Genomic DNA, 14,215 nt, shown 5'->3' with positions numbered 1-14,215 from the left:
GAGCGGGTAGTCAAATTTGATGACCAGGCGAGAGTCCGAGCCCTCCGAGACGGAAGAACGAGGAAGCAGCCATCTCCGAGCACACGCATCCCGCACCCACTCCCGCCGAGACGGCGGAACTCGTGCGCTGCGGCGCCCTGTTCCTGCCCGCCGATCCGGCGCGCGCCTCGACCGTCGCCTTCTGGCACCCCGACGGCGACGAGGTGCCCCTGCCGGCGGCGGGCTCCCGGGTCCAGGTGCCCCTCGTGCTGCCCGGCGAACAACTCACGGTGCCCGCCGTGGCCCTGCCGGTGCGGGCCGCGCTTCCGGTGCTCACGCGCGCGCGGGCGGCCACGCACGCGGACCCGACGACGGCGTTCTGGGGCGCCGCCGCTCTGCTGGCGCTGCAACTCGCCGCCCGGGGCCTGTTGTTGCCCGGGCTGAGCGCCGATGAGCACGACGCGTGGCGGTCCGGCCCGCTGGGCGCGGAGGATCTGGAGCGGGTGCGCGAGCTGGCCGCCGCGATGCCGCCGCAGGCGCACGCCGTCCCTCTGGAGGGGTACGAGCCGCCCCGGCTGCACGCGCCGGAGCGGCTGCTGCGGGTCTTCCTGGACGCGGTGGCCGACACGCTGCCGCGCTCCCCCGCCGCGCAGGCGGCCGCCGGGTCCGCCGCGTTCGCCGCGCGGAGTCCGCGCCGGGTGCCCGAGCTGCGTCCGTGGGCGGCGGACGTCGCGGCCGGACACGACGCCGGGGTGCGGATCTCGCTGCGGGTGGAGGTGCTGGGCCTGGCGCAGGCCGCCGACGAGGAGACGCGGCCGACGTTCCGGGCCGTGCCGCAGCTGCACAGCGTCGCCGATCCCACGCTGATGGCGGACGCAGCGGAGGTCTGGGCGGGCGGCGGCCCGGCCGCGCGGGCCTTCGGCGCGCAGGCCCGGATGGACGCGCTCCTGGCACTGCGGCGCGCCTCGCGCGCGTGGGCGCCGCTCGCCCCACTGCTGTCGGCCGCCGTTCCGGACGCGGTCGAGCTGGCCGACGAGGAGGTCACCGAACTGCTCGGGGACGGGGCCCGTGCCCTGTCGGCGGCGGGCGTCGAGGTGCACTGGCCGAAGGAACTCGCCCGGAAGCTGACGGCACGCGCGGTGATCGGGCCGCCGGACGACGCCGGCACGGACCGGCTCACGTCGGCCGCGCCGTCGTTCCTGTCCGCCGACGCGCTGCTCGCGTTCGACTGGTGGTTCGCCCTCGGGGGCCAGGAGTTGAGCCGCGCCGAGCTGGACCGGCTCGCCGAGGCGAACCGGCCGGTGGTGCGGCTGCGCGACCAGTGGGTGCTGATCGATCCGGACGAGGCGCGGCGGGCCCGCGCCCACCAGGACCGCAAGGTCACCCCGGTCGACGCGCTGAGCGCCGTTCTGACGGGCTCGACGGAGATGGACGGCCGCCGGGTCGAGGTACGCCCTACGGGGTGGCTGGAGGGGCTGCGGGACCGGCTCGCGGACCCCGAGGGGACGGATCCGGCCCAGCGGATCGAGCAGCCCGCCGCGCTGGCCGCCGAACTCCGCGACTATCAGCTGCGCGGCCTGAACTGGCTGGCCCGGATGACCTCGCTGGGACTGGGGGCCTGCCTCGCCGACGACATGGGCCTCGGCAAGACGATCACGCTGATCGCGCTGCACCTGCACCGGCAGTCCGCGCCCGAGACCGCGGGGCCGACGCTGGTGGTGTGTCCGACCTCGCTGATGGGCAACTGGCAGCGCGAGATCGAGAAGTTCGCGCCGGGCACCCCGGTGCGCCGGTTCCACGGCGGGCGCCGGTCGCTGGAGGACCTGGCGGACGGCGAGTTCGTCCTCACCACGTACGGGACGATGCGCCTCGACGCCGCCCAACTGGCCGCCGCGTCCTGGGGAATGGTCGTCACCGACGAGGCCCAGCACGTGAAGAACCCCTTCTCGGCGACGGCACGGGAGCTGCGCACCATCGGCGCACGCGCGCGCGTGGCGCTCACCGGCACCCCGGTGGAGAACAATCTCTCCGAGCTGTGGGCGATCCTCGACTGGACCACCCCCGGCCTGCTGGGCCGGCTCGGCACCTTCCGCACCCGCTACGCGCAGGCCGTCGAGGGCGGCAAGGACCCGGCGGCGGCCGAACGGCTCGCCCGGTTGGTGGGGCCCTTCCTGCTGCGACGCCGCAAGTCGGATCCGGGCATCGCGCCCGAACTGCCGCCCAAGACCGAGACGGACCGGGCGGTGTCGCTGACCAAGGAGCAGACGGGCCTGTACGAGGCCGTGGTGCGCGAGACGCTGGCGGAGATCTCGGGCGCCGAGGGCTTCGAGCGGCGCGGCCTCGTCGTCAAACTCCTGACGGCCCTGAAGCAGATCTGCAACCACCCCGCGCAGTACCTCAAGGAGGACCGCCCGCGCATCGCGGGCCGCTCCGGAAAGCTGGAGCTGCTGGACGAACTCCTGGACACGATCCTCGCCGAGGACGCGGGCGTGCTGGTCTTCACGCAGTACGTGCAGATGGCCCGCCTGGTGGAGCGGCACCTGGCGGACCGCGGCATCGCGAGCCAGTTCCTGCACGGCGGCACCCCGGTCGCGCGGCGCGAGGACATGGTGCGGCGCTTCCAGGACGGCGAGGTGCCGGTCTTCCTGCTCTCCCTGAAGGCGGCCGGTACCGGTCTGAATCTCACGCGCGCGGAACACGTCGTGCACTACGACCGCTGGTGGAACCCGGCCGTCGAGGCGCAGGCCACCGACCGCGCGTACCGGATCGGGCAGACGCGTCCCGTCCAGGTGCACCGGCTGATCACGGAGGGCACGATCGAGGACCGCATCGCCGAGATGCTCGTCCGCAAGCGGGCGCTGGCGGACGCCGTGCTGGGGGCGGGCGAGGCGGCCCTCACCGAGCTCAGCGATGCCGAACTGGCCGATCTGGTGGAGCTGCGAGGGGGATCCCGATGAGTGACCTGTACGACGACCAGGACGCGTTCGACGAGGGCGGCGCGGCCGACGATGCCGGGGAGCGCATCTTCGCCGCCCTGCCTCCCGCCCAGGGCCGGGGCTTCGCGGGCACCTGGTGGGGCCAGGCGTGGCTGAAGGCCCTGGAGGACACCGCGCTCGATCTCGCCCAGCTCAAGGCGGGCCGGAGGCTGGCGCGGGCCGGGGCGGTCGGCGCGGTGTCGGTGCGGCCGGGGCGGATCACCGCCGTCGTGCGGGACCGGGGCGGCGCGCAGCACCGCTCCGACGTGCTGCTGAACCAGTTGGACGGCGACGACTGGGACCGCCTCCTGGGCATGGCCGTCGAGCGGTCGGGGCACATCGCCGCGCTGCTCGACCGTGAGATGCCGCCGCACCTGGTGGAGGACGCGGCGGCGGCAGGCGTGGAACTCCTGCCGGGGATCGGCGACTTGGAGCCACGGTGCGACTGTGACGCGTGGGACCACTGCGCGCACACGGCGGCGCTGAGCTACCAGGTGGCCCGGCTCCTCGACCAGGATCCCTTCGTGCTGCTTCTGCTGCGCGGGCGGTCCGAGCGGTCCCTGCTCGACGAGCTCCAGGTGCGCAGCGCGGCCGCCGCCGACCCCGCGCCGCCCGGCCGGGAGGACGGTGGGGCCGAGGGCGTGGACGCCGCCGATGCCTACGCGTCGGCGATCGTCCTGCCGCCGCTGCCCGCGCCGCCGCCCCTGCCGGCCGAGCCCGGGCTGCCGCCGGCCCTGGACACCGAGACGGCGCCGCCCGGGGACACGGACGTCGACGCGCTGGAGTTCCTGGCGGCGCAGGCCGCCGCCGAGGCCCACCGACTGCTGGCCGACGCACTCGCCACAGGTCATCAGCAGCGGCCCATAGCGGAGGAGTTGACGCCCTCGTCGGATGCCGCGCGGCTGGCCGCGGCGGCGCCGCCTGAGCACATCGCCGTCCGGCTCGCGCGCGCGACGGGCCGGGACCGGGAGGGCCTCGCGCTGGCCGCCCGCGCCTGGGAGCACGGGGGCGCCGCCGCGCTGGCCGTCCTGGAGGACGCGTGGACTCCCGACGCGAAGAGTGCGGCACGCGCGCGTGCCGCACTGGAAGCGGCCTGGGAGGAGGACGAGCGGCCAATGCTCAAGGGCGCGCGCGGCCGCTGGACGGTTCCGGACGGGACCGGCCAGCTACGGCTGGGGCGCGACGGTCGGTGGTGGCCGTACCGCAAGGAGCGGGGCCGCTGGGCCCCCGCGGGACCCGCCGCGTCCGATCCGGCGGCCGCCCTCGCCAGCGCGCTGGGCACCGGACAGGGCTAGGCACGAGACGGCGGGCGCGGGCGGGTCGCGGCAGGCGCCGCGCGACCGGCATGGAGTAGTCCGACGGGACGAACGGCGCGCGGCGGGTGATCGTGAATGGACCTCCCTGCGACGGGGAGACCACCCTTCAGTCGGGGGGCGACCAGAAGGCGCAGGCTCATGGCCACTTTGTGCAGACCCGCTGTCTCCGTGCCCGAACACGTCATCACCATGGAAGAGACGCTCGCTCTGGCACGCTCCCACCACGCCGACCACCCGCAGCTTCCGCTGGCTCTGCGCCTGATCGAGAACACGGGCGTGCAGACCCGGCACCTCGTGCAGCCCATCGAGGAGACGCTGAAGCACCCCGGGTTCGAGGACCGCAACGCGCTCTATCAGGCGGAGGCCAAGGCCCGGGTGCCCGCGGTGGTGCGGCGGGCGCTGGACGACGCGCAGCTCAGGGCCGCCGACATCGACGTGATCATCTACGTGTCCTGCACGGGCTTCATGATGCCGTCGCTGACCGCGTGGCTGATCAACGAGATGGACTTCTCCAGTGACACCCGGCAGATACCCATAGCCCAGCTGGGCTGCGCCGCGGGCGGTGCGGCGGTGAACCGGGCGCACGACTTCTGCACGGCCTATCCGGACGCGAACGCGCTGATCGTGGCCTGCGAGTTCTGCTCCCTGTGCTACCAGCCGACCGACCTGGGCATCGGCTCCCTGCTGTCGAACGGGCTCTTCGGCGACGGTGTCGCGGCCGCCGTGGTGCGCGGGCGCGGCGGAACCGGCATCACCCTGGAGCGCAACGGCTCGTACCTCATCCCGAAGACCGAGGACTGGATCGCGTACGACGTCCGCGCCACCGGATTCCACTTCCTGCTGGACAAGCGGGTGCCCACCACCATGGAACCGCTCGCTCCGGCGCTCCAGGAACTGGCGGGGCTGCATGGCTGGAACGCCTCTGAGCTGGACTTCTACATCATTCACGCGGGCGGTCCGCGCATCCTGGACGACCTCAGCAAGTTCCTCCAGGTCCCGCCGAACGCATTCCGCTTCAGTCGGGCGACGCTCACGGAGTACGGCAACATCGCCAGTGCCGTGGTTCTGGACGCGCTGCGCCGGCTCTTCGACGAGGGCGGCGCGCACGACACGGCCCGCGGCATGCTCGCCGGGTTCGGGCCCGGGATCACCGCGGAGATGTCACTGGGCCGCTGGCGGCGCTCGGAGGACCGCGGAGCGCTCGTGGAGGCCGCCGTATGACCGAGGACACCACCATCAGGCCGCCGGTCCGCCAGTGGCCGTCCCTGGACCTGCACGGGGTCGACTTCGACCCGGTGCTGACCGAGCTGATGGCCGAGGGCCCGGTGACCCGCATCCAGCTGCCCAACGGCGAGGGCTGGGCCTGGCTGGTCACGCGCTACGACGACGTGCGCACCGTGACCAACGATTCGCGCTTCAGCCGCGAGGCCGTCGTGGGGCGCCAAGTCACTCGGCTCGCACCGCACTTCATCCCGCAGGCGGGAGCCGTGGGTTTCGCCGATCCGCCCGACCACACGCGGCTGAGGCGGGCCGTGGCGGCGGCGTTCACCGCGCGCGGGGTGGAGAGTCTGCGCACGCGCGCGCAGGAGATGCTCGACGAGATGGTGACCGGCCTGCTGCGCGACGGCCCGCCCGCCGATCTCACCGAGCGGCTGCTGGCGCCGTTCCCGATCGCCGTCATCTGCGAGCTGATGGGGGTGCCCGCGGACGATCGGCAGCTGATGCACACCTGGACGCAGCTGATCCTGTCGTCGGCCCACGGGGCCGAGGTCAGTGAGCGCGCCAAGAACGAGATGTCGGCCTACTTCGCCCGGCTGATCCGCTCGCGGGACGACGGCAGCGGCGAGGACGTCACGTCTCTGCTGGGCACGGCGGTCGGGGCGGGCGAGCTGACGGAGGACGAGGCGGTCGGCCTCGCGGTCCTCGTGCAGATCGGCGGCGAGGCCGTCACGAACAACTGCGGCAACATGGTCTACATCCTGCTCACGCGTCCCGATCTCGCCGAGCGGCTGCGTGCCGAACCGGCGCTGCGCCCCCGGGCCATCGACGAACTGCTGCGCTACATTCCGCACCGCAGCGCCGTCGGCCTCTCCCGGATCGCCCTGGAGGACGTGGACGTGGCCGGGGTGCGCATCGGTGAGGGCGACCCGGTCTACGTGTCGTACCTCGCGGCCAATCGCGATCCGGACGTCTTTCCGGACCCGGACCGCATCGACTTCGACCGGGGCGCGAATCCGCACGTCTCCTTCGGCTTCGGACCGCACTACTGCGTGGGCGGCATGCTGGCGAAGCTGGAGTCGGAGCTGCTGGTGGGGGCGTTGCTCGACCGATTCCTCGGGCTGCGTCTCGACGTGCCCCCGGAGCAGGTCCCCTTCCGCAAGGGCGCGTTGATCCGCGGCCCCGAGGCCCTTCCGGTGACCTGGTCGGCGACCGGATGACGGCGCTGACACCCGCGCAGGGGCTGCTGGTGCCGCCCGGGCACGGCCGCACCGTGCAGACGGCCGCCCAGCAGGTCACCTTCAAGGTCACCGGGGACCATTCGCGCAGCGCGTCCAGTTTCGAGGTCGTGGTGCCGCCGGGATTCGACGTCGGGGCCCATGTGCACACGCGGAGCGAGGAGTTGTTCTACGTCCTCGAAGGGGAGCTGGACGTGCTCGCCTTCGAGCCGCGGGTGCGCACTCCCGACAACTGGCGGCGCTGGCAGTCCTCTTCGGGCGACACGGTGGTGCGGGCCACGCCGGGCACGGTGATCGTGGTGCCGCCGGGCTGTCCGCACGCGTTCGCCAATCCGACGGGCGCCCCGGCGAAGATGTTCTTCCAGGCCTCTCCCCCGCCGGATCACGAGCGCTACTTCGAGGAGTTGCTGGAGATCCTCTCGGCGGGCGGTCCGCCCGATCACGCGGCCATCGCCGAGCTGCGTTCGCGCTACGACATCGAACAGCTGACGCCGTTGCGCCATGGTGGACACCTCGACGACGGGTCCACCAGAAGGAGTTGAGGCCAGTGTTGCTCGACGGGAAAGTCGCGCTCGTCTACGGCGGTGGCGGAGCGATCGGAGGCGCGGCGGCGCGCGGTTTCGCCCGCGAGGGGGCGTCGGTGTTCCTCGCGGGGAGGTCCCTGGCACCCGCCGAGCGGGCCGCTGCCGCGATCAGGGAGGCCGGGGGTAACGCGGAGGCCTTCGAGGTCGACGCGCTCGACGAGAGCGCCGTACAGGGCTTCGTGGACGACGTCGCGCGGCGGGCGGGCCGGATCGACATCTCGTTCAACCTCATCGGCGTCGGCGACGTGCAGAAGCCGCTGACGGAGCTGACGGTCGACGAGTTCCTGGCTCCGATCGCGAACACGATGCGCACCCAGTTCCTGACCACGCGGGCGGCGGCCCGGCACATGGTGGCCCAGCGGTCGGGCGTGGTGCTGGCCTTCGGCGGCTCCGGCACGCAGACGGAACCGGGCCTGGGCGGCTTCAAGGTCTCCCTGGACGCGCTGGAGGGGCTGCGCCGGCAGTGGGCGTGCGAGCTGGGCCCCTCGGGGATCCGCGTGGTGACCCTGAAGACGGGCGGCATCCCGGAGAGCCTGCCGGCCGACTTCGAGGGGCGCGCGGAGCTGACCGAGCTGCTGACCGAGCCCACGCTGCTGGGCCGGGCGGCGACCCTCGACGACGTGGGCGAGGTCGCCGCGTTCGTGGCCAGCGACCGCGCCCGCACGATGACGTCCGCCACGGTGAACGTCTCGTGCGGGGCGCTGGTCGACTTCTGACCGGGGGCCGCTAGCGGATCGGCATGCCGGACAGGGTGCGGGCGATGACCAGGCGCTGGATCTCGCTCGTGCCCTCGAAGATCGTGTAGATCGCCGCGTCGCGGTGCATGCGCTCGACGGGGTACTCGCGCGTGAAGCCGTTGCCGCCCAGGATCTGGACCGCCTGGGCGGTGACCTTCTTGGCGGTCTCGCTCGCGAACAGCTTGGACATGGAGCCCTCGGCGTTCTCGAACTTCTTGCCGGTGGTCGCCATCCAGGAGGCGCGCCACACCAGGAGGCGCGCGGCGTCGATCGAGGTGCGCATGTCGGCCAGCTGGAACGCGACGCCCTGGTTGTCGATGATCGGGCGGCCGAACTGCTCGCGCGTCTTGGCGTACTCCAGCGCCTCCTCGTAGGCGGCGCGGGCGGTGCCGACCGCCATCGCGCCGACGGCGGGGCGGGAGGCCTCGAAGGTCGCCATGGCGGCGTTCTTCACGCGCTCGCCGCCCTTCTGGGCCTTCTCGCGCGAGCGGGCGAGACGCTCGTCCAGCTTGTCCTTGCCGCCGAGCAGGCAGGAGCCGGGGATCCGCACGTTCTCCAGGACGACCTCGGCGGTGTGCGAGGCGCGGATGCCGTGCTTCTTGAACTTCTGGCCCTGGGACAGGCCCGGGGTGTTCGGCGGCACGATGAAGGACGCGTGGCCCTTGGAGCCGAGCGCGGGGTCGACGGAGGCGACGACCACGTGGACGTTGGCTATGCCGCCGTTGGTCGCCCACGTCTTGGTGCCGTTGAGCACCCACTCGTCCTTGGCCTCGTCGTAGACGGCACGCGTACGCATGGCGGCGACGTCCGAGCCGGCGTCCGGCTCGGAGGAGCAGAAGGCGGCCACCTTCACGTCGTTCACATCGCCGTACATCTGCGGGATCCAGGTGCCGATCTGCTCCTCGGTGCCGTTGGCGAGGACGCCGACCGCGGCGAGGCCCGTGCCGACGATCGACAGCGCGATGCCCGCGTCGCCCCAGAACAGCTCCTCCATGGCCATCGGGATGCCGAGGCCGCTCGGGTCGAAGAACTGCTGCGCGTAGAAGTCGAGGGAGTAGATTCCGAGCTTGGCCGCTTCCTGGATGACCGGCCAGGGGGTCTCCTCGCGCTCGTCCCACTCGGCGGCCGCGGGGCGGATCACATCGGCGGCGAAGCCGTGCAGCCAGTCACGGACTTCCTTCTGCTCGTCGTTGAGATCCATCGTGAACTCGGCCATGACCCCTCCAGGGCTGCGTGCACTGCATATGTTACTTGCGGTAACGAGAGTCTGTTACTCGCCAGTAGCCCCTGTCAACCTCCGAGCGAGCGTTCGATCCCGCTCGGGCGGCGGGTGTTACCTTTCGCGTGCGTCAAGCATTCGCACGGGCGGGGAGAGCGTCATGGAGACCAGGCAACGGACCGACCAGCGCGCGGAGCAGCAGTCCGCCGCCGAGCGCCGGCGGCGCGAGCTGCTGGAGGCCGCGGACCGCGTGGTGCTCCGGGACGGTCCCGGTGCCTCGATGAACGCCATCGCCGCGGAGGCCGGGATCACCAAGCCGATCCTGTACCGGCACTTCGGCGACAAGGGCGGACTGTACGCGGCCCTGGCCACGCGGCACACCGACGCCCTGCTCGCCTCGCTGCGGGCGGCCCTGGACGCCCCCGCGGAGCGGCGCGAGCGGGTCGAGGCCACGCTGGACACCTACCTCGCGGCGATCGAGGCCAGGCCGCAGGTCTACCGCTTCCTGATGCATCCGGCGGAGGGCGCCCCCGTCGAGGCCGGGTTCGACGTCGGGCGGCACTCCGCACCGCTGCTGCGCCGGATGGGCGAGGAACTGGCCGAGGTCATCGAGGAGCGGGTCGACCTCGGCCCCGGAAGCCAGCAGCTCGCGCGCGTGTGGGGGCACGGGATCGTCGGGATGATGCACGCCGCCGGCGACTGGTGGCTCGGCGAAAGGCCGTGCTCGCGGGCCGAGTTGGTGCGGGGGCTCGCCGATCTGCTGTGGGGGCGACTCGCCGCCGCGGGCGACAAGGCGGGCGGGCCCGGGTTCTGATCCGGACGGCGCCGTTGCCTGTGCGGTGCGTCGCCGGGTACCGGTCCGTCGTGGCTTGTCGCGCAGTTCCCCGCGCCCCTGGCGGGGCGATTCCACTTGCCCCCGACAGAGCGGCGCCGCACCGTTCCCCGCGCCCCTAGCGGGGCGTTTTCGCCCAGGGCGCCTTCGACGCCCGCCTCAGGACGCGGCGGCGGCGCCAGCCCGTGACCCGGTCGGCGTAGATCCGGCCCTCCAGGTGGTCGCACTCGTGCTGCAGGCACCGGGCGAACCAGCCCGTGCCGTGGACCACCACCGGATCGCCCTTCAGGTTCTGGCCCTCCACGCGCGCGTGGTCGAAGCGCGGGGTGCCCGCCTCCAGGCCCGGCAGGGACAGGCAGCCCTCGGGGCCGCGGATCACCACGCCGTCCGCCTCGACCAGGCGCGGGTTGACGAGGTGACCGACATGACGGACATCGTCGTCGTCCTCGCAGTCATAGACGAAGACCTGCAGGGATTCACCGATCTGGTTCGCGGCGAGGCCGACCCCCTCGGCCGCGTACATTGTCGCGTACATGTCCTCGACGAGTTCCGCGAGCGACGGCCCGAAGTCCGTCACCTCCGCGCACGGGCGGTGCAGCACGGGGTCACCGAGCAGGGTCAGGGGTCTTACGCGCCCGGAGGCGCCCGGTACAGAGCCGTGTCGCATGAGCGCAAGGGTACGGTCGACCGGTACCCCGAGCCGCAGTTCGGGCTTGTCAGGGGATCTCGATAGGCTGGGCCAGGAAAGCGATGCCGGGGGCAGGCGCGGCGCCGTACGCAAGGAGGACCCAAGAAGATGGCAGGCAACTCGGAGTCGATGACTCCGCGGGCCAAGCTCGCCGTGACGGCGGGCAAGGCGGCGGCCGCGGTGTCGCGCGCGGCAGGCCGCGGCAGCGGCTCGGTGATCGGCGGCAAGGTCGCGCTCAGGCTCGACCCCGAGCTGCTCGGACGGCTCGCCCAGCACCTGGACACCGTGCTCGTCTCCGCCACCAACGGCAAGACGACCACCACCCGCCTCATCGCCGAGGCCCTGCGCGCGAGCGGCGAGGTCGTCTCGAACGCGCTGGGCGCGAACATGCCTGCCGGTATCACCTCCGCGCTGGCCGGCGGCTCGGAAGCCAAGTTCGGCGTCATCGAGGTCGACGAGAAGTACCTCGCCGGCGTCGCCCGGGATGTCACCCCCAAGGCGATCGCGCTGCTCAACCTCTCGCGCGACCAGCTCGACCGCGCCGCCGAGACCCGCATGCTGGCCGAGAAGTGGCGCGAGGGACTGGCCGGTTCGAAGGCCATCATCATCGCCAACTCCGACGACCCGCTGGTCGTCTGGGCCGCCTCCTCCTCGCCGAACGTGGTGTGGGTCGCCGCGGGCCAGGAGTGGAAGGACGACGCCTGGTCCTGCCCGGCCTGCGGCGGTGTGATGCAGCGCCCCGGCGACGACTGGTTCTGCGGCGAGTGCGGCTTCCGCCGCCCGACGGCGAGCTGGGCCCTCCAGGGCGACTACGTCCTCGACCCGCACGGCTCGGCCTGGCCGATCCACCTCCAGCTCCCGGGCCGGGCCAACAAGGCGAACGCGGCCACCTCCGCCGCCGTCGCCGCCTGCTTCGGGGTCCCGCCGCAGGTCGCCCTGGAGCGGATGTACCAGGTGCAGGCCGTGGCCGGCCGCTACGACGTCGTGCAGTTCCAGGGCCGCGACCTGCGACTGCTCCTCGCCAAGAACCCGGCGGGCTGGCTCGAAACGTTCACTCTGATCGACCCGCCGCCGACCCCGGTGATCCTCTCGGTGAACGCGCGGGGCGCGGACGGCACCGACACCTCCTGGCTGTGGGACGTCGACTACACCCGGCTGGCCGGACACCCGATCGCCGTCATCGGCGACCGCAAGCTGGACCTCGCGGTGCGTCTGGAGGTGGCCGGCCTGCAGTTCCAGGTATGCGACTCCATCGACCAGGCCGTGCAGGCGTCGCCGCCCGGACGGATCGAGCTGATCGCCAACTACACCGCGTTCCAGGACGTCCGCCGCCGCGTCGGCAACTGACCCCGGCCGACGACGAGAGCCAGCGAAGGATCATGAGCATGAGTGACAGCAGCCTGCGTCTCGTGTGGGTCTACCCCGACCTGCTCAGCACGTACGGAGACCAGGGCAACGCCCTGGTGGTGGAGCGCCGGGCCAACCAGCGCCGCCTCCAGGTCGAGCGGGCCGACGTCCGCAGCGACCAGCCGGTGCCGACCTCCGGCGACATCTACCTGATCGGCGGCGGCGAGGACCGGCCGCAGCGGCTGGCCGCGGAGCGGCTGCGCCGCGACGGCGGCCTGCAGCGCGCGGTGGCCAACGGCGCCATCGTGTTCTCCGTGTGCGCCGGATACCAGATCCTCGGCCACGAGTTCATCAACGACCTCGGTGAGCGGGAGCCGGGCCTCGGCCTGCTCGACGTCGTCTCGACGCGCGGCGAGGGCGAGCGGTGCGTCGGTGACGTGCTGGGCGACATCGACCCGCAGCTGGGGCTGCCGCCGCTGACCGGGTTCGAGAACCACCAGGGCATCACGCACCTCGGTCCGTCGGCCCGGCCGTTCGCCCGCACCCGCATCGGCAAGGGCAACGGCACGGGGGACGGCACCGAAGGCGCCTTCAACGACACGGTGTTCGGCACGTACATGCACGGGCCCGTGCTCGCGCGGAACCCGCAGATCGCCGACCTGCTGCTGAAGCTGGCCCTGGATGTCAACGCGCTGCCGCCCGTCGACGACCGGTGGTACGAGGCGCTCCGCAACGAGCGGATCGCTTCCGCGACCGCCGCGCAGCCCGCCTGACCGTCTGGTCTCTTCTGCCGTCAGGCGTGTGCGGGTGCGCTGTGGCTGATCGCGCCCCGCGGCGCAGCCGCCGACGGACACTGTCCCGCGCCCCTGAAGGGCGCTTCCGCGCCCATATGAGCGGGGCTGTCCACCTGGCGGACGCCCCATACGGGCGGCACCCCGGGCGCCGCTAAGGTACGGGCATTCCCGCCGGACGACGTGGTCCGGTCATCGGGCCACGTTTGCAAAGGTATTCCGGGCTTATGCGTATTGGTGTCCTCACTTCAGGCGGCGACTGTCCCGGCCTGAACGCGGTGATCCGTTCGGTCGTGCACCGGGCCGTCGTCGACCACGGCGACGAGGTCATCGGCTTCCACGACGGGTGGAAGGGTCTCCTCGAATGCGATTACCGCAAGCTGGACCTGGACGCGGTGGGCGGCATCCTCGCCCGCGGCGGCACCATCCTCGGCTCCTCGCGCGTCCAGCCCGCCCATCTGCGTGACGGCGTGGACCGGGCCAAGGGGCATGTCGCCGACCTCGGTCTCGACGCCATCATCCCGATCGGCGGCGAGGGCACGCTCAAGGCGGCCCGGCTGCTCTCCGACAACGGGCTGCCGATCGTCGGCGTACCGAAGACGATCGACAACGACATCGCCGTCACGGACGTGACCTTCGGTTTCGACACCGCCGTCGGGGTCGCGACCGAGGCCCTCGACCGGCTGAAGACCACCGCCGAGTCGCACCAGCGGGTGCTGATCGTCGAGGTCATGGGCCGGCACACCGGCTGGATCGCGCTGCACTCGGGCATGGCCGCCGGCGCGCACGCCGTCGTCGTGCCGGAGCGCCCCTTCGACATCGAGGAGCTGGCCGCGAAGGTCGGCGAGCGGTTCGACGCGGGCAAGAAGTTCGCGATCGTCGTCGCCGCCGAGGGCGCCAAGCCGCGCGCCGGCTCGATGGCGTTCGACGAGGGCGTCAAGGACATGTACGGCCACGAGCGCTTCGCCGGGATCGCCCGCCAGCTCTCCATCGAGCTGGAGCAGCGGCTCGGCAAGGAGGCGCGGCCGGTGATCCTCGGTCACGTGCAGCGCGGCGGCACCCCGACCGCGTACGACCGGGTCCTGGCCACCCGCTTCGGCTGGCACGCCGTGGAGGCCGTGCACCGCGGCGAGTTCGGGCACATGACCGCCCTGCGCGGCACCGACATCGTCATGGTGTCGCTGGCCGAGGCCGTGGAGACCCTCAAGACGGTTCCCGAGGAGCGGTACGCCGAGGCGGAGTGCGTCCTCTAGGGCGCGTGCCGAAAGACCCCACCCCGTCAGAGAACCGC

General features: G+C 72.6%; 12 protein-coding genes. 10 read left to right on the top strand and 2 right to left on the bottom strand.

Features of this window, described 5'->3' with window-relative positions; genetic code table 11:
* The first annotated feature begins 122 nt into the window (after positions 1-122).
* The 6 genes from ABZ930_RS22105 to ABZ930_RS22080 all read left to right on the top strand — a co-directional run bounded on the left by ABZ930_RS22105 (position 123) and on the right by ABZ930_RS22080 (position 8,026).
* Entirely contained in the window at positions 123-2,936 is a 2,814-nt protein-coding gene (locus ABZ930_RS22105) for a DEAD/DEAH box helicase (protein WP_361550247.1), read from the top strand.
* A complete protein-coding gene (locus ABZ930_RS22100) occupies positions 2,933-4,249 on the top strand; it encodes an SWF or SNF family helicase (RefSeq protein WP_361550245.1) in 1,317 nt (438 codons plus the stop codon). Before ABZ930_RS22105 ends, ABZ930_RS22100 begins: the two co-directional genes overlap by 4 nt.
* 159 nt (positions 4,250-4,408) lie before the next feature.
* On the top strand, positions 4,409-5,491 hold the full coding sequence (locus tag ABZ930_RS22095) for a type III polyketide synthase (RefSeq protein ID WP_361550243.1): 1,083 nt from the start codon (positions 4,409-4,411) through the stop codon (positions 5,489-5,491).
* A complete protein-coding gene (locus ABZ930_RS22090) occupies positions 5,488-6,708 on the top strand; it encodes a cytochrome P450 (RefSeq protein ID WP_361550241.1) in 1,221 nt (406 codons plus the stop codon). Before ABZ930_RS22095 ends, ABZ930_RS22090 begins: the two co-directional genes overlap by 4 nt.
* The gene (locus ABZ930_RS22085) at positions 6,705-7,268 is read left to right on the top strand and encodes a cupin domain-containing protein (RefSeq protein ID WP_361550239.1); all 564 of its coding nucleotides are present in this window, start codon (positions 6,705-6,707) and stop codon (positions 7,266-7,268) included. The genes ABZ930_RS22090 and ABZ930_RS22085 overlap by 4 nt, the downstream gene beginning before the upstream one ends.
* 5 nt (positions 7,269-7,273) lie before the next feature.
* Positions 7,274-8,026, top strand: coding sequence for an SDR family oxidoreductase (locus ABZ930_RS22080; RefSeq protein ID WP_361550237.1), 753 nt, complete (start codon positions 7,274-7,276; stop codon positions 8,024-8,026).
* Between the two features lie 10 nt (positions 8,027-8,036).
* Here ABZ930_RS22080 and ABZ930_RS22075 read toward each other — a convergent pair whose 3' ends face one another.
* Entirely contained in the window at positions 8,037-9,263 is a 1,227-nt protein-coding gene (locus ABZ930_RS22075; protein ID WP_111663516.1) for an acyl-CoA dehydrogenase family protein, read from the bottom strand.
* A 163-nt stretch (positions 9,264-9,426) separates the two neighbouring features.
* On the opposite strand from ABZ930_RS22075, the gene ABZ930_RS22070 reads away from it, so the two are divergent.
* Entirely contained in the window at positions 9,427-10,080 is a 654-nt protein-coding gene (locus tag ABZ930_RS22070) for a TetR family transcriptional regulator (RefSeq protein WP_361550235.1), read from the top strand.
* A gap of 136 nt (positions 10,081-10,216) precedes the next feature.
* Here the strand turns inward: ABZ930_RS22070 and def are convergent, their stop codons facing one another.
* Positions 10,217-10,765, bottom strand: a complete 549-nt coding sequence (gene def, locus ABZ930_RS22065; RefSeq protein ID WP_361550233.1) for a peptide deformylase — start codon at positions 10,763-10,765, stop codon at positions 10,217-10,219.
* A gap of 129 nt (positions 10,766-10,894) precedes the next feature.
* Here def and ABZ930_RS22060 point away from each other — a divergent pair, with 129 nt between their 5' ends.
* The 3 genes from ABZ930_RS22060 (at position 10,895) to ABZ930_RS22050 (ending at position 14,177) form a co-directional block, all read left to right on the top strand.
* Complete coding sequence (locus tag ABZ930_RS22060) at positions 10,895-12,133, top strand: MurT ligase domain-containing protein (protein ID WP_361550231.1); 1,239 nt, start codon at positions 10,895-10,897, stop codon at positions 12,131-12,133.
* Positions 12,134-12,171: 38 nt separating this feature from the next.
* Positions 12,172-12,906, top strand: a complete 735-nt coding sequence (locus ABZ930_RS22055; protein WP_111663520.1) for a glutamine amidotransferase — start codon at positions 12,172-12,174, stop codon at positions 12,904-12,906.
* Positions 12,907-13,151: 245 nt separating this feature from the next.
* Complete coding sequence (locus tag ABZ930_RS22050) at positions 13,152-14,177, top strand: 6-phosphofructokinase (RefSeq protein ID WP_111663521.1); 1,026 nt, start codon at positions 13,152-13,154, stop codon at positions 14,175-14,177.
* Positions 14,178-14,215 lie beyond the last annotated feature (38 nt).

Origin of the sequence: Streptomyces sp. NPDC046716, assembly GCF_040645755.1 — a bacterium.
Lineage (GTDB): Bacteria > Actinomycetota > Actinomycetes > Streptomycetales > Streptomycetaceae > Streptomyces.
The sequence above is the reverse complement of the archived record's forward strand: the minus strand, read 5'-3'. Positions and strand labels throughout refer to the sequence as shown.